This window comes from Salarchaeum sp. JOR-1 (genome assembly GCF_007833275.1).
Taxonomy (GTDB): domain Archaea; phylum Halobacteriota; class Halobacteria; order Halobacteriales; family Halobacteriaceae; genus Salarchaeum.
In genome coordinates this window covers 1,221,468-1,247,312 of record NZ_CP042241.1, presented here as the reverse complement: position 1 = coordinate 1,247,312, position 25,845 = coordinate 1,221,468, and the positions used below count along the sequence as shown (strand labels likewise).

Here is a 25,845-nt window from a genome sequence, read left to right as displayed (position 1 = left end):
CTAAATCATCTGTAAATCACTATACGTAGGAGAAGAGGAGGGGTCAAGTGGATTTATGTGTGCGACTCACATACCGTTTGTATGATGCGTTCAACAATCCATCGTGTACTCGTGGTGCTTCTCGCGAGTACGCTACTCACGAGTGGCCTAACAGTAGCTGCAACAAACACACAGCCCGCTATCACGGTCGCAGCAAGTACGACAACAGTCACGCCAGGAGAAACAACGACACTTTCATACACAATCACAAACGCAGGGGAAAACGATTCAGTCCCACTTGCCCTGGACGTTAACGAATCGGCACTCCCAGACGGCTGGACTGTCACCGATCATGGTGGGTCAGCCGATACCTACAGCAGCTCATCGCAGGAATTTGTATACTACTCCATTGGGGCGAACAGTAATGCGTCGGGAACACTAACCCTTCAGGTTCCTGCAAATGCCTCCCGCGGCAACTACACGATCCCGGCAACGGTTATCACTGCGGAACGTGAGATTGCGACGGTTAACGCAACAGTCACCGTTACCAGCCCGATCGCGATTCATGGAACGAATTCAACTGTTACCCAAGGAGAAACCACAACTGTTGAGTTCACACTCGAAAACACAGGAAGTACCGCACTCCCCGCGACAATCAACGTCAATGAATCCTCACTGCCGGATAGCTGGACAATAACCGACGTTAGTAATACCGCCGACGCCTATAAGAATACCAGCTATGAGTTCACCTACTTCTCAATCGCGCCAAATAGTTCTGTCGCAGCAACACTCACACTAGCCGTCCCAGCAAACACCTCCCCCGGCGAGTACGCAATCAGTGCAACAGCAATTCGGACCAGCGGCATCGTCGATCAGACCACGCTCACCGTCACGGTCACTGAATCCGTCATCGAAACCTACGATACAGACGAAAACAACGAAATCGGAACAACGGAAGCTCTCGCTGGTATTAGTGCATGGCAACATGGAAGCCTTAACACACAAAACGCGCTCGCCATCATCGCTGCCTGGCAATCCACCTAATCCCCAGCCAAGTCTAACAACTTAAACACTGCAACCTAACTCGGCATATCTTTTCGTTCACAAAGCTCCCTATCCAGCTCGTGAGGAACAGTAATCCCAAGCTCCCTCCGCTGGACTGTCCCGTGTGCACACGGGAAGTAGAGCGTGCGTTCAGGCTCGTCGATAGAGAGCCGAACTCACACCCATGAACAAGTGAACGAATCGGGGCTGGAAGAAACGCTAGTTCCGGTCACCGTTCGGAGTACAGGAGACGAGTTGTAGCACTCGCCCCCAACGACGGGACTAGTCTACCCATTCGTATTTATATGGAGAGCTGATGGCTGAAATCCCTAAATCCTCGTCTGTCACCACAAATTGGCGATTCCCAGGGGAGTGAAAGAACACAAAGCATATACCGGGAGCAATGTATGGCTTGAATGCAGGCATGAGAACACCGACAAAACCCCTTGCTGTCTTCATGGCAGCACTCATGCTCCTCTCAGTCGCCACGGTTCCCGCTGCAGCAGCAGTGAACCTGGGCGGCTCAGGTGGTAGTACAACTACCACACCAGGGAGCACCGTACAAGTATCGTATACAATCACAAACTCCGGTAATTCCTCTGCAACCGGCGTCGCACTCGACGTCAATGAATCCTCACTGCCGGATGGCTGGAACATCACCGGCATGAACACCGGAGACGCTGACACCACCAAGTCCAGCACGCACGAATTCGTGTACTACACGATCGGTGCTGGCAGCAGTGTCACCTCCTCCGTTGATGTCAGCGTCCCCTCGAGTGCGTCGAACGGAACCTACGAAATCACTGCCGAAATCATCACCGCAGACGGCACGGTCGGCACGCTGACCGCAACCGTCACGGTCGAAACCCAGCAAGACGATAACGGCGGCGAGCAGCCGCCCACCGACGACACGATGTACGACCGTACGGTGTCCTCCGATGGCTCCATCATCTGGCAGGGCCAGGTCGTGAAGTTCACGCAGACTGGCTGGAACGCGAACGAAGCACTCCAGCTCCAGTACGAAACGGACAGTGGTGACTTCCGCTTCCAGTCCGAGGAAGCCACCAACGCGAACGGCGCGCTCCTCCTCGAGACCGCCGACCTCGCAGAAGACACCTACCGCCTCACTGATGGGGACGGCAACCAGATCACGTTCACGCTCGTGAAGCAAGACGTGACCGTCACGGCTGACCCCGGGACGATCACCGCGGGCCAGAGTACCACGTTCAGCGTGGACTCCGACCGCAGTAGCTTCAACGTGAAGATCACGTCCCCGAACCTCACCGCGTCCCAGCTCCAGAGCGCGTTCGCCGCGTCGAGCACGATCGACGGTGAAGGCATCGTCGTCTCCACGAACGACGGCGACAAACTCGAAGCCGCCTTCTCGACGACCGGCGACCTCGAGTTCAACTTCAACGTCGTTGACACGACGGCCTCCGCAACCGAGACCGTCACTGTTGAAGAAGCCCAGGCCGGTGCCGTGAGCTTCACGCAGGCCGGCAGCTACGACGTGAAACAGGGCGGTGTCGCGGAGATTACCGTCGACATCACGGGCTCGGCCAGCACGGCCACGCTCGTCATCGGTAGCCAGTCGCAGTCCGGCTACCAGGCGAATGTCACGGTCACTGACGGTGACGACGACGACAGCACCGTCACCGTCCAGTTCAACACGTACGCCGCCGGCAGCAGCTCGCTCGGCAACGTCGTCTCCCTCCCTGAGGACAGCACCGACAGCCTGGCCTTCGAGGGCCAGACCGACCTCGCGAACATCCTGGACACGGGCGACTACAGCCTCTACCTGTCCACGGGCGACCAGAGCTACGCGGACACCGTCGGCTCCGCGGACGCCCTCGGCACGCTCTTCATTCAGGAGCGCGCCACGAACGGCGTCACCCTCTGGACCGCACCGCAGGGCACCCTCTCCGGCAGCACCACGGTCAGCAACCTCGTCTCGATGATCAACGAGGGCTCGCTCACCGAGGACTCCTCGATCGTCGCAAGTGACTTCATCGTCCACCAGATCAGCGCAACCGGCCTCGAAGGCCTCGTCGCAGCGGAAGGCGGCCTCGAGAACGCCATTGCGTCTGGTTCGCTCGACCTGAGCGTCATGCAGACGAACCCCGAGTCCAACCGGCAGCCGAAGGTGCTCAACGTGAGCGGCTCCACGGGCAGCCTCTACGTGATCTCGGACGCCGCGAACAACAACTACTACGTCGCGTTCAAGCCCAGCGCAGTCGACTTCGAGCGTCAGGGCACGAACAACGATGTGAGTGTCGACTCAAACGACAACTTCAACGCCACGTTCACGGTCACTGACGACCGCCTGCTCGGCAGCGACGCCGACAGCGCCCACCAGTCCGTGATGGCGAACTTCGAGATCGTCGACGGCATGGTGTCCTACTCGGAGAACCCGTACAACGTGACCGCATCCGAGAACGTCACGATCTCCGGCTCGTCGACCTACGCGCCCGGTACCTCGTTCACCGTGCGCCTGCAGTCGACGTCCGACACCCAGCCTGCGTTCGTGAAGGGCGCCTCTGTGACCGTCCAGCCGGACGGCACGTGGTCCACGACATTCAACTTCACGACGCCGCAGGGCATCGACGCTGGTGACGCGTTCACCATCTCGAACACCCGCACAAGCTCGACGGCCAACGGTAACGTCGTCGCGTCCACGGGCACGACCACGACGCAGAGTACGACGCAGTCGACCACGCAGAGTACGACGCAGTCGACCACGCAGAGTACGACGCAGTCGACCACGCAGAGTACGACGCAGTCGACCACGCAGAGTACGACGCAGTCGACGACCGCAGCCACGACGACTTCCGGTTCCTCCGGTAGCACGCCTGGCTTCGGCGTCGGTCTCGCGCTCGTCGCGGTCCTCGGCGCAGCGCTCCTCGCGCTCCGCCGCGACGCCTAACGGCGTCGCTAGCCCCCGAGAACGCGGTTCTCGGGAACGTCACGAGAACTAAACAAGACGACTGACCGCCCGTAAGCGGTCACACTCGCAGCATTCTCCCCTCTTTGTTTTCATCCCGCGTAGTGGCGACGCCGTCGGTGGGCGAATGCTTTTACGCGATACTGGCGTATTCTCGGGTATGAGTGGAACCGACTCAGAACCGACGACGACGGTGAGCGCTGAGGACGTGCTCGAAGTCGTTGAGACGATGGAGCCGCCGGGGGTGACGACGAGCGATATCTCGAACGTGCTCGGCTGCTCGACGGACGACGCCCGGGCGCGCCTGAACGCGCTTCACGAGCGTGGGCTGGTGCGGCGCCGGAAGACGAGCGGTATCGTGCTCTGGTGGGTGCCGCGCGGGGACGCCGAGCGCCCCGACCCTATCGACATGGGGGAGACGAACGCGCTCGAAGAGACTGAAGCATCGCACACGCGGAACTGAATGGTTCGGGCTGTCGTCAACGCGAACGTTCTTTTCGCGGACCGAAGCCGCCGTGACGCGTTCCACGACCGAGCGAGATTATGGACGCGGTCGACCAGGGAGACCTCCCGCTCGTTCACGTGCTTTCACAGAATCTGATGGAGGCACTGGCGTCGATTCAGAAGAACACGACCTGGGGGAGAGCGGTTGAAACGTTCCAGTACCTCGAAGACAGCAAGAACATCGAACTCGTTCATCCGACCGAATCGGATCAGGCGGACGGACAGGTGATATTCCTTCGAGAGCGAAATCTCGAACTCGCAGACGCCGTAACGGCGGCGTACATGAACCGAGTCGGAATCGAGTACGTCTACAGTTTCGACGACGATTTCGACCGGTTCGACACGATTACACGGCTATCGACTGCGGACAATCCGTACACGTAGCGATAGCCGCCTATGGCTGGGTCAAACCCTTAGCGTCCGTGTTGAGTACCGATAGCGGTCACACCCGCAGCACCCCCATCAGTGTTCACCCCGCGTAGTGGCGACGCCCCCATGGAGTGGTTGGTTTCGCTGAGTGTGTGTCACATCAAGAAGAATAAGGGTTTACGTTGGGGGCGGAGACGAGCGCGAGCGCTGCGCTCGACCGGCTCGGGGAGGGGTTCTCGTGCGTGGTGAGCGATTACGAGATGCCGGAGATGGACGGCCTGGAACTCCTGGAGCGCGTGCGGGCGGAGCGCCCCGAGTTGCCGTTCGTGTTGTTGACGGGGGCGGGGAGCGAGGACGTGGCGAGCGACGCCATCAGTTTGGGGGCGACGGAGTACGTGCAGAAGCGCCCCGGACGGGGGCAGTTCGACATCCTCGCGAACACGGTGGTGAACGCGGCGGAGGCGTACGAGACGCAGCGAGAGCTCGCGGCGAGCCGGGCGTTCGTCGAGGACGCACTAGAGGCGGTGCAAGACGTGTTCTTCGTCGCGGACCGCTCGGGGACGGTGACGCACTGGAACTCCCGGCTGGAGGACGTGATGGGGGAGGTGGACCCGAGCGACGCGGACTTGGAGTCGTTCGTCGCGCCGGACGACCGGGCGGCCGCGGCGGAGGCGTTCGAGGCCGCGATAGCGGACGAAAGTGCGCGCGTCGACGCGACTGTGCGGACTCCGGGAGTGTGCCGTTCGAGTTCACGTTCTCCCGCATCACGGACGACGACGGCGAGGTGACGCACGTCGCGGGCGTCGGACGGGACGTGCGCGAGCGCGCGGCGCGCGAGCAGGCGGTGGCGACGCTGCACGAGACGACGCGCGCACTCATCACGGCGGAGACCCCGCGGGACGTGTTCGAACACGCGGTCGCGGCGGCGGACAGCCTGCTCGGACTGTCCCGGACGGCGTTCTACCGGTGGGACGGGGACGAGCGCGCGCTCGTCGCGGCGGCCGGCGACGGAGCGCTCGACGACCTGCCCGTGCTAGGGGACGACTCCCCGGTGTGGGCGGCGTTCGTCGCGGAGGAGACGCACACCGTGGCGGCCGCGGACGTGTTCGACGGACTCGAGACGCTCGTGATGTCCGTCGGGTCGCACGGCGTGCTCGTCGCGGGCTCGGAAGCGGACGGCTTCAACGACGTGGACGTGACGGTGCTGGAGGTGCTCGCGGCGACGGTGGCGAGCGCCGTGAACGCCGTGGAGCGCAAGGAAGCCCTCGTGACGGGCGGGGACGTGGAAGTGGCGTTCCGGGTGCCGGACGCGACGGGACCGGTATCCGCGATGGCGCGACGGACGGGCGCGACGTTCGACCTGGAGGAGGTCGTGTCGAAGGACGACGGGTCGTGGCTCGTGTACGTCGCGGCGGCCGATATCGACCCCGCGTCGGTGTCGGCGGCGGCGGACGCGCTCGTGTCCGTGGAGTCCGCGGACGTGTTCGACGCGGACAGCGAGTGCGCGCTCGGCGGCCTGGTGGTGTCCGAGTTCCCGGCGGTGGACGTGCTGGCGGCGCACGGCGCGTCCGTGCAGTCGCTCGCGGCGACCCCCCAGGAACTGGAGGTGTCGGTGACGGTGCCGCGGACGCGGTCCGTGCGGGCGCTGGTGGCCGCGTGCGAGGAACGCCTCCCGGGCATCGAACTGGTGCGGCGCTCCCAGCGAGCGTCCCAGCCGGCAGTGCTCGTGGAGTCGTTAACGGAGAAACAGCGAACCGCCCTCAAAACAGCGTACGAGCACGGGTTCTTCTCGTGGCCGCGCGAGCACACCGGCGAGGAAGTCGCGAGCGCGATGGGCGTGAGCGCGCCGACGTTCCACCAACACCTCCGGAAAGCGCTCGGCACGGTGTTCGCGGAGGCGTTCGGCGAACACGCCGGCCTAAACGATTAGGGTCACGGGCGGTCGCGCTCGATATGGTTCGGCAGTAACACTTGGCCGCACCGTGAGAGATGTTCAGGGGAGCGACGACCAATAGCCCTGAATCAGTCCGCGCGGAACGCACGCGCCACGCCGACACCCGAACAGCGGCCGCCCGACGACGCCGCAGTCCTGTTCGAATCGGTCCAGCAAGCGCTCCATGCGGACGAACTCGCGTCCCCACCGGAGGGCCGCCATCTCGCGCAGTGGATCCGGGGAGAAATCCGCCAAGCGCTCGGTGACGTTCCCGTGACCGTGCAGAACGGAAGCGGGGACTGCGACCTGCTCATCGACGACAACATCGGCGTCGAACTCGTGGCCGGCCTCGCCGCGTACGGCCACGCGGGCATCCACCGACACCCCGAAACCGTCGGCCGCGGCTGCGACTACCTCATCGTGTTCGTGCACGAACTCCCGAGCGACGCGCGGGACGCGTGGTGGATGGTGAAACGACGCTGCACGCCCCACGGCCTCGGCGTCACGGACATCGCGTTCGCCAAGCCCGATACCGGAGAGACAACGGCGACACAGCGATCCCCGCTGACAGCGTGGCTCCTCCTCGCCCCCGCGATGGTGTTCATCACCGCCTACCTCGTCGTGGGGCTGGCGAAGGCCGCACACATCACGAGCCATCCGATGTTGACGCTCATCGTTCCGACTATCGGCGCGGTCTGCTTCCTCGCACTCGTCCTGAAGTGCTTCGGCGACGCCTAGGCGAGACCGCGGAACAACACGCGAACCACGTTCGGGTTCGTCGTCCCCGCAGTCGGCCCCACTCGTTCCTGAAGCGCCTCGAACTCCCCGCAGAGCTCGCGGTATCGCTCGTCGCGTGCGAGTTCGGTCGGTGACTTCGCCTCCTCCAGGGACGCCTTCGCCGCGGCCATCTGATAGTACGCACGGACGGCCCCCGGGTAGTCGTGGAGGTCGACAAGCCGCTCGACGGTTTCAACGAGCACGTCACGCTCCACCGGCTTCACGAGGTAGTCGTCGAATCCCAGCGAAATCACGTCGATGTCGGGTTCGACGCCCGTAACCATCGCGACGCGACACGTGAGGTCGCGCTCGGCTATCGTCTCGAGGAGGTCGTCACCGGTGCCGTCCGGAAGATTCCGGTCGAGTAACACCGCGTCCACCGTGTCGTCGAGCGCGTCGCGAGCGTCCGCGAGCGTGTCGGCTGTCCGAACGTCGTACGCGTCAGCGAGCCAGGCCGTGTAGAGGTCGCGGACGGATCGTTCGTCCTCGACAACGACGACAGTATTCCGGGACACGCGATACCCGACCATTCCAGTGAGACTGATAAAAGCCTTCTACCAAATATCGTAAAACGACCGACGGAACACTCGATACGGACGGCTCCGGGCGGCGTGTACGAGTTCGTCGCAGTCGCTCTGTGGCAACGAATGCTGAAAAGTGGGCCCGCCGAGATTCGAACTCGGGTCCGACGCACCCCATGCGCCGAGGATACCGCTACCCCACGGCCCCACACGTGTTTCGAGGAGTGGCCCGGGGTTAAGGGCTTCGTTTCGCGGGCTAGACGAGGACGCGTTCGAGCGTGACGGCTTCGCCGGAGTCGGCGTCGAGCGCGCCGGTGGCGCGGCCGAGGCAGACCGCGGCGTCGTTCGGAGTGACGCACGCGACGAGCGCGCCGGGCTCGGGGTCGTCGTGGTCGATGACGCCGGGCGCGTAGACGGGCGCGCCGTTCGCCACCTCGCTCGCGGCAGAGGGCGCGATGGTGACGTGCGGGAGGTGGACGAGCGCGTTCTCCGCGGGCTGGACGACGCCGCGAATCCAGTCCTCCGCCCCGCGGTCGCGCCACTCCGCGAGCGCGTCCACGTACTCGTGCATCGTCACGAGATCCGAATCGTCGAACGGGCCGGTCGCGGTGCGGCGGAGGTGGCCCATGTGTGCGCCCGTGCCGAGCGCCAGCCCGAGGTCGTGACAGAGCTTCCGGACGTAGGTTCCGCTCTCGCACTCGATTCGGAGGAGCGCCTGGCGCTCCCGGACTTCGAGCACGTCGAGCGTGTAGACCTCGCGGACGCGGAGGCGGCGGGACACCGCGGACTTCCGCGGTGGTTTCTGGTAGAGCGGGCCCTCGAACTCCGCGATCACGTCCCGGAGGTCGCCGGGGGCGTCGTCGTGGAGTTCGAGCACGGCGACGTACTCCTTCGACCCCTCCAAGAGTGCGGGCGCGAGCCGGGGCGCCGTCCCCGTGAGCACGGGGAGACAGCCCGTGACTTTCGGGTCGAGCGTGCCCGCGTGCGCGGCCTTCTCCACGCCGGCGAAGTCCCGCACCCACGCGGACACCTCGTGCGCGGACGGCCCCGGGGGCTTATCGAGGTTCACGACTCCGAATTCGAGCAGGCTCTCGACCGACCGCTCCATGGGTGGTGCGCGCATCAGAACTCGTACGTAACGCCCTCGACCGGCGTCGATCCCTCGTCCGCGCTCGGGTCGTAGGCCTCGACGGCCGCGAGCAGGAGGTCGAGCGTCTCGTCCTCCCCCCAGCGCGCCGTGTTCACGGCGAGGTCGTAGATGGAGTGGTCGTCGAAGTCGATGCCGTAGTACTCGCGGTAGCGCGCCGTCTCCGACGCCTCGCGCTCCTCGGTCTCCGCGAGCGCGTCCGCGACGGACTTGGTTTCGCGTTCCGCGATGCGCTCCGCCCGGATTTCGAGCGGGGCGTCCAGCCAGATTTTGAGGTCGGCGTACTCGCCCGCCATCCACCCCGACAGCCGGGACTCCAGAACGAGGTCGTCGCGCGTGCGCGCGGTCTCCCGCAACTGCTGGTCGAGATCGCGGTCTATCTGGTCGTCCGTCTCCGCGAGTTCGTTGAACTCCGCGAGGGAGAGGCCGCGCTCGTCCGCGAGCGCCCGGAAGATGTCGCCGCCGGAGACGTGGTCGTAGTCCAGTGCGTCCGCCAATGCGGCGGCGTTCGTGGACTTCCCGCAGCCCGGCGGGCCCGAGATAGTAATCAACATATCAGTCCTCAGCCCGCGCGAAGTAAAGAGGTTGTGAACCGCGTCAGGCCGTGTCCGGACCGGTCTGGACGTTGAGGGCCTTCCGGAGGATCTGGCCGATGCTCATCGTACAGAAGAAGTACCAGACGATCCACGCCGGGAAGAACCCGGCGACGCCGTCCAGGAGTTCGAGCCGGCCGAACATCGGGAGGACGAGGTATCCCTCGCCGCCGTCGACGTGGCCCGCCAGCAGCATCCAGTACATCCAGAGGAACACTGGAATGGTGATGAGCATGATCCACACCATCGGCCGGAACTGCTGTTTGAACATGCCGAGCTGGTCGCCCATCAGCTCCATCTGTTCCTCGCGGAGCTGGTCGAGGCGCTCGTCGTTGTCGTTCGCGCGCGCCTCCTTCTGGGCGTCCTGAATCTCCTGCATGCGCTCCTGGTGTTCGCCCATCCCGGACATGTCCATGAGGTTGTCTTGGAGGATGGTGGAGTAGAGTCCGGTGAGGGTCGCGAGCACGAGAATGACGAGGTAGAAGGGGAGCATCGCGTCGAGCGGGCCGAGCACCAGGTCGAGGAACCGACCGACCGTGTTCCGAACGCTCCCGATAGAGTAGCCGGCCATCATCGCGACCGCGCCGACGGCCGCCATCTTGTCCCACTGCGACCAACTCGAATCCTCGTCGTCGTCGGCCTCCACGTCCTCCGAGAGCGCCTCCCGGATTTCGTCCGTGTCGGTGAGCCGGAAGCCGTCGTCGGCGTCCTCCAGCACGCCCTTCTCGATGAGGCGTCCCCACTGCCCGGTCGTCACGTCCTCCTTCACGTTCCGCCACTTCAGGGCGTCCCCCTCGCCGCCTTCCTGCTGGTCGAGGAGGCGTTCGAGGGCGTCCGCCAGCTCGGGATCCTCGCGGACGAGCGACCGGACTGTCTGTTCGGTTCGAGCCATCTACCTAAAGAGTCTGAAGCGGGCGTTCATCAACCTGTCCCTACTCGTCCGGACGCTTACGCGTCGTCGAGGTGGGCGTCGACCGCGTCCTCGACGTCCGCCCAGACCTCGTCCGGCGTCTGCTCGCCGTCGATTTCGACGAGCAGGCCGGCGTCCCGGAAGTAGTCGATGACGGGCTGCGTGTTCTCCTCGTAGACGCTGATGCGTTCGCGCGCGGTCTCCTCGGTGTCGTCGTCGCGCTGGTAGAGGTCGCCGCCGCACTCGTCACAGACACCCTCCTCCTCGGGCGGGTTGAAGTCCACGTGGTAGGTCGCGCCGCACTCCTCGCAGACGCGGCGGCCGGTGAGTCGGCGGACGAGTTCGTCGTCGGCCACGTCGAGGTAGAGCACCACGTCGAGGTCGGTGATGCCGTCGAGGTACTCCGTCTGGGACTCGTTGCGGGGGTAGCCGTCGAGCACGAAGCCCGCCGCGTCCTCGATAGCGGCCTTCACGATCTCGTTCACGACCGGATCGGGGACGAGTTCGCCGGCGTCCATGTACTCCGCGGGCGTGCCGTACTCCGTCTCCATGTGCTTGTTCGCGCGGAGCGCGTCGCCCGTCGTGATATGCTCGATGCCGTAATTGTCCGCGAGTCGGCGACTCTGCGTTCCCTTTCCAGCGCCCGGCGCACCGAGGATGAGAATCCGTGGGTCGACGTCGGTCATACGTTTCAGTGCCCACGGCACGGGCATAAAGCGGTCGATTGCGGGAGAATTCACCGGAGGCATTCAAGGAGGTCGAGCGTGATTGAGAACGCGATGCCGAAATCCCTCGAACGCGACCTCGGGCTGTACGCGACGCTGACGGTGAGCATCGGCGCGATGGTCGGTAGCGGGATCTTCGTCCTCCCGGGGTTGGCCGCCGAACTCGCCGGCCCCGCCGTCATCGCCGCGTACCTGCTCGCCGGCCTCGTCGTCCTCCCCGCGGGGCTCGCGAAAGCGGAGATGGCGACCGCGATGCCGGAGGCCGGCGGCACCTACCTCTACATCGACCGCGCGATGGGGCCGGGAGCGGGTACCATCGCCGGAATCGGCGCGTGGTTCAGCCTCGTGTTCAAGAGCGCGTTCGCGCTCGTCGGCCTCGGCGCCTACCTCGCCCTCTTCGCGCCGACGCTCGCGGCGTCCGTGAAACCGATCGCGCTCGGACTCGGACTCCTCCTGCTCGCCGTGAACGTCCTCGGCGTCAAGCAGACCGGCCGCCTCCAGGCCGTCATCGTGAGCGTCGTCCTCGCCGTCCTCCTCGTCTTCATCGGGGACGGCCTCACGTACGTCGACCACGCCCAGTACCACCCCTTCCTCGCGGACGGAATCGACGGCCTGCTCGCCGCAACCGGATTCGTTTTCGTCTCCTACGCGGGCGTCACGAAAATCGCGAGCGTCGCCGAGGAAGTCGAGAACCCGGGTCGAAACATCCCGCTTGGCATCCTCGGCTCGATCGCGCTGATGATGCTCGTCTACACGTTCGTCGTCTTCGTCGTCGTCGGCGTCACTCCCGCGGGCGTGCTCGCGCACTCGTACACGCCGATGGCTGACGCCGCCGCGCAGTTCGCGGGCGACCTCGGCATCACGGTCGTCTCCGTCGTCGCCGTGCTCGCGCTCACGAGCATGGCGAACGCCGGCATCCTCGCCTCGTCTCGCTACCCGCTCGCGATGGGGCGCGACCGCCTCTTCCCCGAGCGGTTCGCGTCCACGCACGACCGCTTCCGCACGCCCATCGCGTCCATCGGCGTCACGGGCGTCGTCCTGCTCGCGCTCATCGCGTTCGTCGACGTCGTCGCGCTCGCGAAACTCGCGAGCGCGTTCCAACTCCTCGTGTTCGTCCTCATCGATTTCGCACTCATCGCGTTCCGGGAGAGCGACCTCGAGGGATACGACCCCGAGTTCACCGCCCCCTTCTACCCGTGGCCCCAACTGTTCGGCATCGGCGGCGGCCTCGTTCTCCTCACGTACATGGGGAGACTCCCCCTGCTCGGCGCCGGCGGCATCGTCGTCGCCGCGGTCGCGTGGTACCTCCTGTACGGCCGGTCTCGCGTCGAACGCGAGGGCGCGGCGGTCGACGCGATCCGGCGGAGCGCGGACGCAACGTCCGCGGACGGCATCCGGGACGCCTTCGCGGCGGACGACCAGCGCGTCCTCGTCGCCGTGGACGCCGACGCCCCCTTCGACCGGATCGCTCCCCTCCTCCGGATGGCCGCGTCCGTCGCCGCGCGCCGCGACGGCAGCGTGGAGGTCGCGCGCTTCGAGGTCGTCCCCGACCAAGTGTCGCTCTCGAGCGCCGCCGGCGAAGTGAACGCGGGCGACGTCGCGTTCGAGAACCGCACGAACGACTTCGCCAGCCAGTTCGACGTGCCCATCACGGCCACAGAAGTCGTCTCCCACGACGTCCGTCGCGCCGTCGCGAACTACGCCGCCGACTTCGACGTCGCGTTCGGCGAGGTCGAACCCGAGTTCGGCCACGAGAAGTTCATGGACGAGGACGTCGACTGGTACATCGAGCACGCCGACAGCGACCTCGTGTTCGTGCGGAACCGCGGGCTCCCCGACGACATCCACGAAGTGTCCGTCGCCGCCGACGGCGGCCCCTACGACCCGCTCGCGGTCGTCGTCGCGGACGCCATCGCGAGCGAACACGACGCCACGCTCCGCCTCCTGCAGGCGCTCGACGCGGACGCGACCGACGCTCAGCGGGAGTCCGCACTCGCCCACCAGGAGACCGTCGCCGCGCTCTGTGACGCGGCGACAGCACTCGAACTCGCGCGGACGGACGATGCCTTCGAGACGCTATCCGCGGCCGCCACTGACTCCGAGCTCGTCGTCGTCGGAACCGCCGCCCGCCACGTGCTCTACGACGTCGTGTTCGGGTCGCTCCCCGACGAACTCGCGGAGAAACTCGACTGCACGGTTGCGCTAACGCACGCGATGACGACACGCGGCCACACCGTCGTCCGCTACCTCCTCAACCGGTTCACTGTCTGATTATTCCCAGTGGAACCAGCGGCGAATCCGGGAGGTGATCCCGATGTTTCTCTTCGCCATGATGACCGTGGACTCGGCGCGGCGACCGACTTCTTCCGGAATCGCGCCGAACACGAGCTGCTGGAGCATCCCCTCGCGGGTCGCGCCGATGAGCGTGAGGTCGTGGTTCGCGGACTCCTCGACGATGGCGTCCGCGACGTCGTCGGCCTCGACTTCCGTCACGGTCACGTCCACATCGCCGAGCGCGGCCTGCACGTTGGCAAGCACGTTCTCGCCCCCGTCGGTCTCGCCGCGTTCCCGGACGCGGAACAGGGTGACCGGCGCGTCCTCGGAGTGCGCGACGGCGCGCGCGGCCTCGGCGGCGAGTTCGCCGTGCGGGCCGCCTGCCGCGGGGACGAGGATGGAGTCGACGGATCCGTCCGCGTCGGCGCCGATTTTCTCGACGAACACGTCACACGGGGCGCCGGTGACGACCGCGTCGACGTTACTTCCGAGCACGGCGTCGCGGCGGCGGCCGCGGCCGCGCCACCCGAGCAGGACGGCGTCCGAGGACTGCTGTTCGAGCGTGTTCAGGATGGCCGTCGACACGTCGTGGCCGATGCGGACGGTGCCGGAGACGGGGACGTTCTCGTCGTCCGCGAACGACATCGCCTCGTCGATGACCTCGCGTTTCTCGTCCACGAACGCCCGGCCCTCCTCGATGGGCGTCTGCTGGGGGACGGTGACGACGCTCATCACGAGGATTTCGCCGTCGTTCTCCTGCGCGAGGTCGATGGCGGTCCGCATGAACTGCTCGACGTTCTCCGGGTTCGAGACCGGGACGACGACCTGGTACTCGCGGTCTTCCGGCGCGCGTTCCGTGACGACCGCCGGGGTCTGTTCTTCCATGCGTTCGAGTTCGCGCTCCTGGGAGTAGCTGTAGTAGACGCCGACGCCGAGCGCGAACCAGATCGTCATCGTGACGAGCGCGATGAAGCCGTCCTCACCGAATCCGAGACCGAGCGTGTAGAGGAGGAACGGCGCGAGGAGGAGCTGGAAGAAAATGCCCAGAACCGGAGTTATCGGCATGAACGGAACCTCGAAGGGGCGTTCGAGATCCGGGCGGTTCTTCCGCATCGCGATGACGGCGATGTTCACCATCGAGAACAGGAGGAGGAACATGACCGAGGAGGCCGCGGCGACTGACTCGATTGGGAGGACGATAGCCATCAGCCCGATGACGGCCCCGGAGACGAAGATGGAGACGTAGGGCGCGCGTGTCGAGTCGTGGATCTGGGAGAGCGGGTCGGGAAGGAGTTTGTCCCGACTCATGGAGAACGCGATGCGGGAGGACGCGTAGAGCGTCGCGTTCAGCGCGCTCATCGTGGCCGTGAGACCGGCGATGAGGAGGAGGGGGAGACCGTAGGGAACGAACTGGCCGGCGGCCTGAATGATGCCGAGTTCGCCGAGTTCGCCGAGCAGCTGCCAGGTCGTCCAGTCGGCGGGTGTTCCGGAGACGCCGGCGATGGAGAGGAGGTCGGCGGTCACGTCGATACCGCCGATTGCGGCGAATGCCACGAGGATGTAGATGGGGATGACGACGACGATGGAGTAGAAGATGGCTTTCGGGATGTTCGTTCCGGGCTTTTTGACTTCCTCACCGGACTGGACGATGATGTCGTACCCCTCGAAGGCGACGTACGTGAAGCCCATCGCGGCGAGCACGCCCGTGACGCCGTTCGCGAAGAAGCCTTGGCCGCCGAGGAAGGTGACCGTCCAGTTCGGTTCCTTGAGCGTCGCGAGCGTTCCGAAGACGACGAACACGCCGAGAATGATGACCTTGATGGTCGTGACGACGATTCCGATCTGTCCGGTTTCCTCGGCCCCCCTGTAGTTGATGTACGCGAAGAACGCGACGATAACGGCGGCGAGCGCCTTATCGAGGACGGTTTTCGTGATAACTCCGAACAGGGCGAAGTCGTGGTGGAGCGGGCCGAGAATGATGAAGAACTCGGTGAAGAACGAGCCGAACGTGACGGCGTAGAGCGCGCAGGCGACGGCCTGCGCGAACCAGTTCGTCCAGCCGGTGAAGAAGCCCCAGGGGCGGGGGATGGCTTCGGTGACCCAGTTGTACGCGCCGCCCGAGCGCGGGAACGCCGCGCCGAGTTCGGCGTAGCTCATCGCGGTGAAGGAGGCGATGATGCCGTTCAGGAGGAACGCGAGCAGGAGCGCGGGCCCGGCGAGGCCGGCCGCGAAGCCGGTGAGCGCGAACACGCCCGCGCCGATCATCGCGCCGATACCGATGAACGTGATTCCCCAGAGACCCATGTCTCGGGAGAGTTCGGCCTCGACGTCGTGCGACCCGTCGGAGGCCTCCGCGGAGTCAGACATAGACCACACGACGACCGTGCCCGTAAAAAGCGTGCTGACTGCGCGGCGCAACGAACTCGACAACTATTCCGTAATCCGCAACGGGATATAAGTATGGAGTACGATTTCGACGGCCTCGACCGGCGAGTCATCCACGCGCTCGAACGGGACGCCCGGAACACGAGCGCCCCCGACATCGCGGAGGAGATGGACGTGTCCCCCGGGACGGTGCGCAACCGCATCGCGAAACTGGAGGAGGCGGGCGTCATCCGCGGCTACCACGCGGATGTGGACTACGAGCGCGTGGAGGGTCGGCTCACGAACGTCATCACGGCGACGGCGTCGGCGTCGGAGCGCGCGCACCTCGCCCAGCAGGCGCTCGACGTGCCGGGCGTCGTGCAGGTGCGAGAGGTGATGAGCGGCCGCGGGAACCTCGCGGTAAAGGTGGTGGGAACGGACACGGACGACCTCTCGCGGCTCGCGCGGAAGCTGACGAACGTCGGCCTCGAAATCGAGGACGAGGCGCTCCTGCAGGACGAACACTACCGGCCGTACGGGCCGTTCGGACCGGGCGCAGCCGACGACGCGTCCCGGGAGCCGTTCGGACGGGGGGCCGACGACGAGGTCATCGCGGTGACGGTGGAGGCGGACGCGCCCCTGGACGGGAAGACGCTCCAGGAGGCGAACGAGGCGGGGCTGGTGGGTGAGGACGTGCTCGTCGTCGCGGTCGAGCGCGGCGGCGCGACCATCACGCCGAAGGGCGACACGACGCTGCGCGCGGACGACCTCGTGAAGGTGTACTCATCGACGAGCGTGCCGACGGACACGCTCGATGCGTTCAGAGCGTGAGTTCGACGGCGGTTCGCTCGCCGCAGTCGGGACAGCGGAGCCGGTAGACCGTCGTGTCGCGGCGGGGGTGCTGGCCGACGGACATCCGCCACGCGCTCCCGAGGAGCGTCCCCGTGAACCCGCAGTCCCCGCAGGTCTCGGTGGTGTCCGCGATTCGCTGCGCGAGCACCCGCCGACCACGTTCCGCGCCAACTCGTGGCATACCATACCTCGTTCCGCATCTACGTATTCTGGAAACACTAACTGAATACTCGCATATTTCGTTGTCGTTAACTCGTCCAGTAGGAGCGGGTGAGGAGGACGAGCACGGGGAAGATTTCGAGGCGGCCGACCCACATGAACGCGACCATCAGGAGTTTCGCGGGCGCGGAGAACGAGAGGTAGCTCCCCATCGGCCCGGCGAACCCGAACCCCGGCCCGACGTTCCCGACGGTCGAAGCGGTGGCGGCGAGCGACTCGAACACCGTGAGCGGTTCGCCGCCGTGCGTGCCGAAGAGAGCGACGAGGAACGTACCGACGAGCACGATGCCGAGGTAGAGGAGGGTGAACGCGTGGATGCCGCGCACGGACTTCTCGTCGAGCGCGCGCCCCCCGAGGCGCACGGGCTTCACCGCGTCCGGGTGGACGGTCGTGAACAGTTCGCGCTTGACGGACTTCGCGACGACTATCCAGCGGATTATCTTGATACCGCCGCCGGTGCTGCCCGCGCTCCCGCCGACGAACAGCATGGCGAACAGGAGGTACTTCGCGGGCTCCCCCCAGAGCGTGAAGTCCATCGACGCGTACCCGGTGGTCGTGACGATGGCGGCGACCTGGAACGCGGCGTGCCGGAGCGCGGGTTCGACCGCGCTCGCGACGCGCCCGACGTTCTCCGCGTCCGTCACCTGACCCGTGAACAGGAGACCGGCGAGAACCGCGGTGAGAACGCCGAGCGAGCCGACGTACCAGCGGAATTCCGTGTCGTCGAGGAAGTGGCGGTCGCCGACCGTGGCATGCCAGAACAGCGCGAAGTTCGTCCCCGCCGCGACCATGAACGGGATGATGATCCACTGCGCGACCGCGGAGAACGCCTCGATAGACCGCGCCGCCGGGCTGAACCCACCGGTCGGCATCGTCGTGAAGCCGTGCGCGACCGCGTTGTACAGCCCCATGTTCGGGGCGAGTTCGACCTCGTGGGCGAGCGCGAGTACGACGACTTCGAGCGCCGTGAGACCGAGGTAGAGCCCCCAGAGCCGTCGCGCGGTCTGCGCGATGCGGGGCGTGAGTTTCTCCAGGCCCGGGCCGGGGGCCTCGGCATCCATCAACTGCGCGCCGCCGACCGACAGCTGGGGGAGGATGGCGAGCGCGAGCACGACGATTCCCATGCCGCCGAGCCACTGCGTCACCTGCCGCCACATCATCAGCGCCCGCGAGTGGTGGTCGAACGAAATGTTCCCCATCACGGTTGCGCCCGTCGTCGTGAACCCGCTCATCGACTCGAACAGCGCGTTCACGGGGTTCGCGAGCGTCGAGTCCGGACTTCCCGCGACGACGCCCGGGATTCCGTGCGCTTCGAACAGGTAGGGGAGCGCGCCCACGGCACTCACCGCGAGCCACGTCAGGGCGACCATCAGGAAGGCCTCCCGCGACCCCAGGTCGGGGTCGTCGTCCAGGCGTTCGAGAAGCCAGCCCGCGGCGAACGCGATACCGATGGTGGCGGCGAACACGGCGACGCCGTCCCCGTAGTAGGCGGCGAGCGCGAGCGGGAACAGAAGGGGGACTGACAGCCACTTCACGACCGTGCCGACGAGGCTGACGCTCGCCCGCCACTCCACCCACAGCCTCATAGCTGGTCTGCGACCTCGTCGTGCGCCTCGTTCGTCACGAGCGCGACGACGTGGTCGTTCGGCTCGACGACCGTGTCACCGCGCGGCGTGACGAACTCGCCGTTTCGCGTGATAGCGCCGATGACGAACCCCGCGGGGAGGTCGGCGACCGCCTCCCGAATCGGCCGGCCGACGAGCACGCTCTCCGGGCCGACTTCGACTTCGAGCACCTCCGCCTTCTCCGGTTCGATGATGGCGACGTTCTCGGCCTGGCGCTCGCGCGTGAACCGCGTGATGTCCTCCGCGGTCACCTCCCGGGGGTTCACCGCCACGTCCACGCCGACCGTCTGGAACAGCGAGACGTACTGGGGGTTGTCCGCGACCGCGACCGTTCGCGCCGCGCCGACGCGCTTCGAGAGGAGGGCGACGAGCAGGTTCTTCTCGTCCGAATCCAGCATCGACACGACGAAGTCCGCGTCGCCGATGTGCTCGCGTTCGAGGAAGTCGCGGTCGGTCGCGTCGTGCTGGAGTACCGTGGTCTTCGGCAGGTCTTCCGCGAGTTCGCGCGCCCGCGCCTCGTCCTGCTCGATGAGGGTCGGCGACAGCCCGCGCTCTTCCAGCAACCGCGCCACCTGGTAGGCCGTCGTGCTCCCGCCGACCACGACCACGTCCTCCACGTCCGTCTCCGCCTCCGGCGACACCGCGCCCGCGAACGCCTCCACGCGGTCGGGCCGCCCGATGACGACGACCTGGTCGTCCGCCTCGATGACCGTGTCCCCGCGCGGCAACACGACTTCCTCGTCGCGCACCAGCGCCGCGAACGTCAACGCGTCGAACGTGTCCGCCTCCGCGACCGTCTGGCCCGCGAGCGGGCTGTCCGCGTCCACCTCGAACTCCGCCATCTGCACGAGGCCGTTCGCGAACGGGTCTACGTCCCGCGCCGTCGGCAGCCCCACGATGCGCACGATGGCCTGCGCGGTCAGGAGATCCGTGCACACCATGAAGTCCACGCCGAACACGCCCCGGGATCGCTGCCACGTCCGCAGGAAGGACGGCTGCTCTACGCGCGCGATGGTGAACGCGTCCGAAACGGTCTTGACTGTCCCGCACGCGACGAGGTTCGTCTCGTCCTCGTCCGTGCTCGCGATGACCACGTCCGCGGCCTCGACCTCCGCCGCTTCCAGATCGTCCAGGGACGTGCCGTCGCCCTGAATCGCGAGCACGTCGTGCTCGAACGTCAACGAATCGACGCGGTCGCCGTCCACGTCTAACACGACGATCTCGTGCGCGTCCGCGAGGCTTCCCGCGATACTCGACCCGACTTCGCCCGCGCCGATGACGAGGATGCGCACTCAGCGAACACCCCGAGCGTCGTTCATACACGCTGTCTCGAATCCCGTACAAAAGACAGTTTCGAGCCGCGGGCTACGTATCGCGGAAAACGGCTAAAAAGGGAGTTACTCGTTCCCGAACATCTGGCGCATCATCGGGTGCATGTCCATCATCTGCTCCTCCGCTATCTCCTCGTACAGCTTGTACGTGATGGAGATCGTGAGCAGGAGGCCGGTCCCGGTGACCTGGCCGATGGTGCCGAGCATGTTCGCCAGCACGGCGAGCAGCCCGACGAGCGCGCCCCCGATGACGGTCACCTGGGGGATGTAGCGCTCCATGACCTTCTCGATGACGCCGACGTTCTGCCGGAACCCGGGAATCTGCATGCCCGAGTTCTGAATCTGTTTCGCGGTCGCCTCCGGACCCATATCGGCGGTCTCCACCCAGAAGATGGCGAAGATAGCGCCACCGACGAGCATGAACGTGAGATCCACGCTCACACGGAGCAGTATCTCCCACCACTGGTGCGTGGCCGCGGACTGCCCGAGCCACGGCATCCACTCCCCCCGACTCTGAATCGGGCTGAGGAAGTAGAACAGGCCGTTGACGGCCTGCCCGTTCGAGTAGACGCCGAGCCAGTTCGGCATTCCCGCATCGCCGAGCTGGCTGTGAATGAGTCGCCCGAGGAACGTGATGTTCATCTGGACCGCGCGAACGAGAATCATCGGTAGGACGCTCGCGTAGATGAGCTTCACCGGGAACCGACCCCGTGCGCCCTTCACGCGAGCGTGACTGAGCGGGATTTCGACGCGAACGCTCTCCGCGTACACGACGACGCCGTAGATGAGCGCGGTCGTGAAGATGGAGAGCAGTGCGGCGTCAAGGAGGAGGAACCCGAAACCCTGGGACGTGAGGAGCGGCGGCACCGAAATCGCCCCGGTGATGATGCCGATCCACGTCGCGATGATACCGCCAGCCGGGCTAATAATGCCCGTGACGAGGCTCTGAGAGACGCCGGCCACGATGAACAGCCCGATACCTGACCCGACACCCCACTTGGAAACGACCTCGTCCATGAAGAGGATGAGGACGCCCCCGGCGGCGATCTGGGCGAATATCAGAATCTGCATCCCGAACGCACCGATGCCGAGCGCCGAATAGACGGCTTGCTGCGGCGGGAGGTAGTTCCCGAGGAACACCATCGGAATGCCCGTGAGGACGATCATCGCGAGCACGAGGACTTTCTGGAGACCCTGGTAGAGCGCCTGGTCTCGGGGGTCGCTCGTGTCCAATCCAAGGAGGTTCGCACCGCCGAGGAGTTGGAGGACGATGCTCGCCGTGACGATCGGCCCGATACCGAGCTGGAGCACCGACCCCTGTGAGCCGGCGAGCAGACTCCGGAACCGACCGTAAAAGTCGTTGCCCGCGAGACCGCCCGCGCCCCAGACCGGAATGTTCGTCAGGAAGAAGTAGAGGACGAGGATGCCGGCCGTCCACGCCAGCTTGCGCTTGAACGGGACGTGTCCCTCCGGTCGCTGGACCGCGGGCATCCGCGTGAGAACCGGTTCAGCAGCCTCCTTCCAGCCCATCGGTTAGTCCTCGTTCTCTTCTTCCGCGCGCTCGGAGAGAACGGCGTCGCCGCCCTCTTCCTCGATGAGTTCGACCGCGGACGCCGTGAACGCGTCCGCCGTGACTTCGAGCTGATTCCGGACCTGCCCGCCGCCGAGCACCTTCACGGCGTCGGCCTCGTGGCCGTCCTCGACCACGTCGCGCGCGTCGATCCGATAGCCGAAGTCCGTCTCCTCCGCGAGACCGTCCGCCGCGAGCAGCGCGGCGTCCTCGTCGAGTTCGCGGACGGAGACCTCGAGCACGGTCTCCTTGACCTTTTCGGGGCGCGTGAATCCGTGTTTGCCGAGCGGTTCGTAGTTGTGGAACTCGTGTTTGTCGCGACCGGCGCGCCCACGGCCACCACGATGACCGGCGCCGCGCCGGTTCTTGTGACTGCCGCCGCCGTGCGTGCGCGTGCCGCGCTGGCGTCGTTTCTTATCAGTCATCGTTATCGCATCTCCGTGAGGAGGCTGTCTATCTCCTCGGTCGTGTGCTTGCCGAGCTGGCCGCCGTCGGCCTGCGGCTGCTTGATGCCCTTGTGACCGCCGCGGGGCGGGTGGAGGCGGAGGACGGGGGCGAGACCCTGTTCGCGAAGCGTCGTCTCCTCGTCGAGGAGCGCCGCCGCGAGGTCTTCGATGGCGTCGTACTCCGTGTTCTCCGCGAGCCACTCGTCGTCCACGTCGGCGTCACCCTCCAGGGGTTCCGCGCGCTTCTCGAGCAGCGTCACGAGCACGTCCTCGCTCGGTTCGCCGTACGCGACGTAGTCGTTGACCTTCGCGACCATCCCCTGATAGGTGTCCGTCTCGGGGACGAGCGCGCAGTGGTTCACGCTGTGAATGTTCAGCATGTCGAGCGTGTCCTCCACGGTCTCACGCATGTTCACGTCGCCGCGGAGCTGCACGACTGCCTGCATCACTCGATCACCTCGCGCTTCTCGCGCGTGCGCTCGGGGATGCGTGCCTCCGCCGTGTTCCGGAGCGCGTTGAACGCCGCTTTCGCGAAGTTCACCGTCGTCCGAGTTTTCCCGGACGACCGCGTCCAGATGTCCTCGATACCGGCGAGGTCGAGCACGTGCCGAACCGTCTCACCGCCCGCGAGACCGAGGCCGCGCGGGGCGGGACGGAGTTCGACTTCGACGCTCCCGGCCTTGCCGGTCGTCTTGAGCGCGACCGTGTGCGGACGCCCGCAGCCACACTCCCACGACCCACAGCCGCGGGAAACGTCGATGATGTTCAGTTTCGCGATACCGATCGCCTTCTCGATGGCGCCGCCGACCTGGTCGTCACGCCCCTCGGCGTACCCGACGAAGCCGTCGCGGTTCCCGACGACAACCGAGCATCGGAACTTCACGCGGCGGCCGGAGTCCGTCATGCGCTGAACCATGTTGATGTCCAGCACTTCGTCGTCCATCCCCGGGAGGAGAGTGTCGACGATTTCGGGCTCCTTAAGCGGGAGGCCGGTGTTGAGCGCGTCCGACATCGTGTCGATCTCGCCGTCCTGGACGAGACGACCGAGGCGTGTCTTGGGTTGCCAGCTGTCGTAGCTCATGTTAGTCCTCCGTAATCGTTTCGAGCACGTCGTCGAAGTGCTCGGGCAGTTCCGTGGCGTCGAAATCGCCGCTGTACAGGCCGTCCTCTCGGGACTCCGCGTACTCCGCGATGTGCGAACCGCGAGTACGCTGCCAGTCCGCGAAGACGTCGTCGTTGTGCGGGATGTCGAGGCCGGCGTCGATAGCGCCTTCCTGAATCGCGAAGACCTTCGACCCCTTCGTTGCCGTGTTCAGGCCGATGTCGAGGACGGCTTCCTCGAGACCGGCGTCGACGGCTCGCTGCCCGGCCAGGAGGCCGGTGAGGTACGCGGTCGGGAGGTTGCCCGTCGGGGCGTCCCAGCCGTACTCGGAGAGGTCTTCGGACGTCGCGGATGCGACGGTTTCGTCGCCGTTGGGTCCGGTGACGACCAGCTGCGCCGTGACGTGGTTGTTGCTCTTGCGAGCGACAAGCCGGGGTTTCCCCGACTTGAGGAGGCGCAACCTCTGATGGTAGTCGGTCCGGACCTCGCGGCGTCGCCGCATCGGCACCTTATAGCGTGGTCCAGTTGCCATTAGTTTTCACCGTAGTGTTCGTCGATGTACGTTTCGAGGCGCGCGACGCTGTCGAACTCGCCACCGTTCGCCATGTTGTAGAGTTCGCGGTACTGGCTGGGCGTGAGTTCGCCGTCGTCGCGGAGTTCGCGGAGCGTCCGTCGCTGCGCGCGAATCTTCGCCTCCCACTGTTCCTTCTCGTTCTGCCGAGCGCCCGCCTTGCCCTTCCGGGTACCGGGGCCCTTCCGGTGGCCGTACGCGCGTTTCTCGTTGCGCTCGCGTGCGCGGCCACGGGAGTTCCCGCGGGCGTCCTTCGACTGAATGATTCCCTCGTCGACGAGTTCGCGGATGTCCTCTCGCGTGATGGCGTCGACGATTTCGCCCTGTTCTTCGGGGTCGAACCAGACGCGGTTCTCACCGACGTCGAGGACGTCGGCTGCGAGCCGCTTCTGTGCGCTCAGGTCACTCATTGTCTCCCTCCACTTCGACTTCCACGTAGGTGGGGTTGAGGACGCGAATCCCGAGGTCTTCCGCCTTGTCCTCGATGGTCTCGCGTTTCCGGTCGCCGACCTTCGAGGCGATGCGGGCGGCTTCCGTGTCGGGGTCGAGGTCGTCGAGGTCGTTCGCGTTGTGCACGAGAACGTCCTCGAACCCGCTCGGGTGCTTGCCCCGAACGGCCGTCGGCGAGCGGAAGCCCGCCTGCACGGTGTCGCCCTTCCCCTTGATGCCGCGGCGCTGCTTCGAGAGCGTGCCGCGGGGGCGTCGCCACGACGTGGAGACGCGCTTTTTCTTGTGGTGGTCCTGTCGGTTGAACTGGGGCGTGCCGATGCGGTCGCGCTGCGAGAGCAGGCGCTTCGTCTCCTCGTCCAGGTCGGGCGTCTTCTCCGCGTGCCCGCGCGGGACGAGTTCCGTCTCGACTTCCTCCCCGGTCTCTTCTTCTTCCTCCGCGGGCTCGGCCTCCTCGACCTCGCCCTCCGTCTCGGACTCGACTTCGAGTCCGCCGACGTCGGCCTTGATACGGGCCGCGAGCGCGTTCCCGACGCCGTCGACGTCGGCCAGTTCGCTCTGGCTCGCCGCCTTCACGTCGTCGATGCTCTCGTAGCCGGCTTCGCGGAGCGCTTCGGCCTTGGACGGTCCAACGCCGGAGATGTCTTCGAGTTCTTGTGGTTCGTCAGCCATGCGTTAGGCACCTCCCGTGGGTTTCTCGACGATGTACACGCCGTCCTGGAAGACGCGCGTGTCCTTGTCCGTCACCCGGGTGAGCTGTTCGATGTCGGCGGCGGTCTGCCCGACGTCCTCCTTGCTGGGGCCGGAGAGGGTGAGTTCCTCGCCGTCCACCTGGACGTCGGTGTCGCCGCGAACGGGCGTTCGTCGGGGCGCGCGCTCACCGAGGAAGTTCTCGATGACCACTTCGTCGCCCTCGACGGTCACCTGCATCGGGAAGTGAGAGTAGTGGACTTCCATCCGGTACTCCCAGCCGTCGCTCACGCCGTGGAACATGTTCGAGAGGTGGCTCTCGAACGTCCCCATCGTCGCGGTCGTCTTGCGGTTCTCGGTGTCACTCTCGATGACGACCTGGTCGTCATCGACGGACACGCTCACGTCGGGGTACCAGAGGCGTCGCGTCACGGACCCCTCCGGGCCGTCCACCGTCACGTCGAGGCGGTCGACCTCGACCGTCACGTCGTCCGGAATTTCGAGTTCTATTCGTGCCATTAGTAGACGTATGCGATTACTTGGCCACCGACGCCCTGTTCGCGGGCCTCGTAGTGGCTCATGATGCCGCGGCTGGTCGTCACGACGAGCGTCCCGTAGTCACGGGCGGGGAGGAATCGCTTCTCCCACTTCTCGAAGTCGTCGACGCCCGCAGAGTAACGGGGCTTGACCGGGCCGCACTCGTTGATGGCACCCTTCAGTTCGACCTCGAACGTGCCGCCCTTGCCGTCTTCGACGTATTCGAACCCGTCGATGTACCCGCGGTCGTAGAGGACCTCGAGGACGGAGCCGACCATGTTCGAGGCGGTCGATACCGTGTAGGTGAGGTGGCCGACGCTCTCGGAGTTATCGAGTCCCGAGAGGGCGTCGGCGAGTGGGTCTTTTCCTGTCAT

Annotated in this window: 29 protein-coding genes and 1 tRNA gene; 9 read left to right on the top strand and 21 right to left on the bottom strand. The window is 65.8% G+C overall.

Going from position 1 to position 25,845, the window contains the following annotated elements:
* Nucleotides 1–81: 81 nt before the first annotated feature.
* Complete coding sequence (locus tag FQU85_RS07685) at nt 82–1,023, top strand: NEW3 domain-containing protein (protein WP_145846545.1); 942 nt, start codon at nt 82–84, stop codon at nt 1,021–1,023.
* A gap of 282 nt (nt 1,024–1,305) precedes the next feature.
* Here FQU85_RS07685 and FQU85_RS13615 read toward each other — a convergent pair whose 3' ends face one another.
* Complete coding sequence (locus tag FQU85_RS13615) at nt 1,306–1,689, bottom strand: hypothetical protein (protein WP_240792473.1); 384 nt, start codon at nt 1,687–1,689, stop codon at nt 1,306–1,308.
* Between FQU85_RS13615 and FQU85_RS07680 the strand changes: the two genes are divergently transcribed.
* The 5 genes from FQU85_RS07680 (at nt 1,601) to FQU85_RS07660 (ending at nt 6,767) form a co-directional block, all read left to right on the top strand.
* The gene (locus FQU85_RS07680) at nt 1,601–3,946 is read left to right on the top strand and encodes a BGTF surface domain-containing protein (protein ID WP_240792465.1); all 2,346 of its coding nucleotides are present in this window, start codon (nt 1,601–1,603) and stop codon (nt 3,944–3,946) included. The genes FQU85_RS13615 and FQU85_RS07680 overlap by 89 nt on opposite strands.
* A gap of 178 nt (nt 3,947–4,124) precedes the next feature.
* On the top strand, nt 4,125–4,427 hold the full coding sequence (locus FQU85_RS07675; RefSeq protein WP_145846540.1) for a MarR family transcriptional regulator: 303 nt from the start codon (nt 4,125–4,127) through the stop codon (nt 4,425–4,427).
* An 80-nt stretch (nt 4,428–4,507) separates the two neighbouring features.
* Nucleotides 4,508–4,852 carry a PIN domain-containing protein gene (locus FQU85_RS07670; RefSeq protein ID WP_145846538.1) on the top strand — a complete coding sequence of 115 codons (345 nt, stop codon included), beginning with the start codon at nt 4,508–4,510 and terminating at the stop codon, nt 4,850–4,852.
* Nucleotides 4,853–5,019: 167 nt separating this feature from the next.
* Nucleotides 5,020–5,625, top strand: coding sequence for a response regulator (locus tag FQU85_RS07665; RefSeq protein ID WP_145846536.1), 606 nt, complete (start codon nt 5,020–5,022; stop codon nt 5,623–5,625).
* Entirely contained in the window at nt 5,574–6,767 is a 1,194-nt protein-coding gene (locus FQU85_RS07660) for a bacterio-opsin activator domain-containing protein (protein WP_145846532.1), read from the top strand. Before FQU85_RS07665 ends, FQU85_RS07660 begins: the two co-directional genes overlap by 52 nt.
* A gap of 63 nt (nt 6,768–6,830) precedes the next feature.
* Here the strand turns inward: FQU85_RS07660 and FQU85_RS13330 are convergent, their stop codons facing one another.
* A complete protein-coding gene (locus tag FQU85_RS13330) occupies nt 6,831–6,992 on the bottom strand; it encodes a hypothetical protein (protein ID WP_168219951.1) in 162 nt (53 codons plus the stop codon).
* Between the two features lie 51 nt (nt 6,993–7,043).
* Here FQU85_RS13330 and FQU85_RS07655 point away from each other — a divergent pair, with 51 nt between their 5' ends.
* Nucleotides 7,044–7,508: a hypothetical protein gene (locus FQU85_RS07655; RefSeq protein WP_145846529.1), complete on the top strand. Its 465-nt coding sequence runs from the start codon at nt 7,044–7,046 to the stop codon at nt 7,506–7,508.
* Here the strand turns inward: FQU85_RS07655 and FQU85_RS13325 are convergent.
* From FQU85_RS13325 to FQU85_RS07625, 6 genes are all read right to left on the bottom strand, one after another.
* Nucleotides 7,505–8,062 carry a response regulator gene (locus tag FQU85_RS13325; RefSeq protein WP_240792401.1) on the bottom strand — a complete coding sequence of 186 codons (558 nt, stop codon included), beginning with the start codon at nt 8,060–8,062 and terminating at the stop codon, nt 7,505–7,507. The genes FQU85_RS07655 and FQU85_RS13325 overlap by 4 nt on opposite strands.
* 143 nt (nt 8,063–8,205) lie before the next feature.
* A tRNA-Pro gene (locus tag FQU85_RS07645) sits at nt 8,206–8,275 on the bottom strand.
* Nucleotides 8,276–8,324: 49 nt separating this feature from the next.
* On the bottom strand, nt 8,325–9,194 hold the full coding sequence (locus FQU85_RS07640; RefSeq protein ID WP_145848772.1) for an RNA-guided pseudouridylation complex pseudouridine synthase subunit Cbf5: 870 nt from the start codon (nt 9,192–9,194) through the stop codon (nt 8,325–8,327).
* Nucleotides 9,191–9,769 (bottom strand): (d)CMP kinase, encoded by a 579-nt coding sequence (gene cmk / locus FQU85_RS07635; RefSeq protein WP_145846525.1) that lies wholly within the window; start codon nt 9,767–9,769, stop codon nt 9,191–9,193. The genes FQU85_RS07640 and cmk overlap by 4 nt, the downstream gene beginning before the upstream one ends.
* A gap of 43 nt (nt 9,770–9,812) precedes the next feature.
* Nucleotides 9,813–10,700 carry a DUF106 domain-containing protein gene (locus tag FQU85_RS07630; protein ID WP_145846523.1) on the bottom strand — a complete coding sequence of 296 codons (888 nt, stop codon included), beginning with the start codon at nt 10,698–10,700 and terminating at the stop codon, nt 9,813–9,815.
* A 56-nt stretch (nt 10,701–10,756) separates the two neighbouring features.
* Entirely contained in the window at nt 10,757–11,404 is a 648-nt protein-coding gene (locus FQU85_RS07625) for an adenylate kinase (protein ID WP_145846519.1), read from the bottom strand.
* Between the two features lie 78 nt (nt 11,405–11,482).
* On the opposite strand from FQU85_RS07625, the gene FQU85_RS07620 reads away from it, so the two are divergent.
* Entirely contained in the window at nt 11,483–13,714 is a 2,232-nt protein-coding gene (locus FQU85_RS07620) for a universal stress protein (protein WP_240792400.1), read from the top strand.
* Here the strand turns inward: FQU85_RS07620 and FQU85_RS07615 are convergent, their stop codons facing one another.
* Entirely contained in the window at nt 13,715–16,084 is a 2,370-nt protein-coding gene (locus tag FQU85_RS07615; RefSeq protein WP_145846514.1) for an amino acid permease, read from the bottom strand.
* A gap of 93 nt (nt 16,085–16,177) precedes the next feature.
* On the opposite strand from FQU85_RS07615, the gene FQU85_RS07610 reads away from it, so the two are divergent.
* On the top strand, nt 16,178–16,912 hold the full coding sequence (locus FQU85_RS07610) for an Lrp/AsnC family transcriptional regulator (RefSeq protein WP_145846512.1): 735 nt from the start codon (nt 16,178–16,180) through the stop codon (nt 16,910–16,912).
* On the opposite strand, the gene FQU85_RS07605 is transcribed toward FQU85_RS07610, so the two are convergent.
* The 12 genes from FQU85_RS07605 to FQU85_RS07550 all read right to left on the bottom strand — a co-directional run bounded on the left by FQU85_RS07605 (nt 16,902) and on the right by FQU85_RS07550 (nt 25,845).
* Nucleotides 16,902–17,114: a hypothetical protein gene (locus FQU85_RS07605; RefSeq protein ID WP_145846508.1), complete on the bottom strand. Its 213-nt coding sequence runs from the start codon at nt 17,112–17,114 to the stop codon at nt 16,902–16,904. The genes FQU85_RS07610 and FQU85_RS07605 overlap by 11 nt on opposite strands.
* 67 nt (nt 17,115–17,181) lie before the next feature.
* Entirely contained in the window at nt 17,182–18,738 is a 1,557-nt protein-coding gene (locus FQU85_RS07600; RefSeq protein ID WP_145846505.1) for a TrkH family potassium uptake protein, read from the bottom strand.
* The gene (trkA, locus tag FQU85_RS07595; RefSeq protein WP_145846501.1) at nt 18,735–20,069 is read right to left on the bottom strand and encodes a Trk system potassium transporter TrkA; all 1,335 of its coding nucleotides are present in this window, start codon (nt 20,067–20,069) and stop codon (nt 18,735–18,737) included. The genes FQU85_RS07600 and trkA overlap by 4 nt, the downstream gene beginning before the upstream one ends.
* A 105-nt stretch (nt 20,070–20,174) precedes the next feature.
* Nucleotides 20,175–21,638, bottom strand: coding sequence for a preprotein translocase subunit SecY (gene secY / locus FQU85_RS07590; RefSeq protein WP_145846497.1), 1,464 nt, complete (start codon nt 21,636–21,638; stop codon nt 20,175–20,177).
* A gap of 3 nt (nt 21,639–21,641) precedes the next feature.
* Nucleotides 21,642–22,103, bottom strand: a complete 462-nt coding sequence (locus FQU85_RS07585; protein ID WP_145846494.1) for an uL15m family ribosomal protein — start codon at nt 22,101–22,103, stop codon at nt 21,642–21,644.
* Nucleotides 22,104–22,105: 2 nt separating this feature from the next.
* Nucleotides 22,106–22,570, bottom strand: coding sequence for a 50S ribosomal protein L30 (gene rpmD / locus FQU85_RS07580; protein WP_145846491.1), 465 nt, complete (start codon nt 22,568–22,570; stop codon nt 22,106–22,108).
* Nucleotides 22,570–23,205, bottom strand: coding sequence for a 30S ribosomal protein S5 (locus FQU85_RS07575; RefSeq protein ID WP_145846487.1), 636 nt, complete (start codon nt 23,203–23,205; stop codon nt 22,570–22,572). Before FQU85_RS07575 ends, rpmD begins: the two co-directional genes overlap by 1 nt.
* Before the next feature lies 1 nt (nt 23,206).
* On the bottom strand, nt 23,207–23,758 hold the full coding sequence (locus tag FQU85_RS07570; protein WP_145846485.1) for a 50S ribosomal protein L18: 552 nt from the start codon (nt 23,756–23,758) through the stop codon (nt 23,207–23,209).
* On the bottom strand, nt 23,758–24,207 hold the full coding sequence (locus FQU85_RS07565; RefSeq protein WP_145846482.1) for a 50S ribosomal protein L19e: 450 nt from the start codon (nt 24,205–24,207) through the stop codon (nt 23,758–23,760). Before FQU85_RS07565 ends, FQU85_RS07570 begins: the two co-directional genes overlap by 1 nt.
* Nucleotides 24,200–24,916, bottom strand: a complete 717-nt coding sequence (locus FQU85_RS07560) for a 50S ribosomal protein L32e (RefSeq protein ID WP_145846476.1) — start codon at nt 24,914–24,916, stop codon at nt 24,200–24,202. Before FQU85_RS07560 ends, FQU85_RS07565 begins: the two co-directional genes overlap by 8 nt.
* A gap of 3 nt (nt 24,917–24,919) precedes the next feature.
* The gene (locus FQU85_RS07555) at nt 24,920–25,453 is read right to left on the bottom strand and encodes a 50S ribosomal protein L6 (protein ID WP_145846472.1); all 534 of its coding nucleotides are present in this window, start codon (nt 25,451–25,453) and stop codon (nt 24,920–24,922) included.
* Nucleotides 25,453–25,845: a 30S ribosomal protein S8 gene (locus tag FQU85_RS07550; RefSeq protein WP_145846470.1), complete on the bottom strand. Its 393-nt coding sequence runs from the start codon at nt 25,843–25,845 to the stop codon at nt 25,453–25,455. Before FQU85_RS07550 ends, FQU85_RS07555 begins: the two co-directional genes overlap by 1 nt.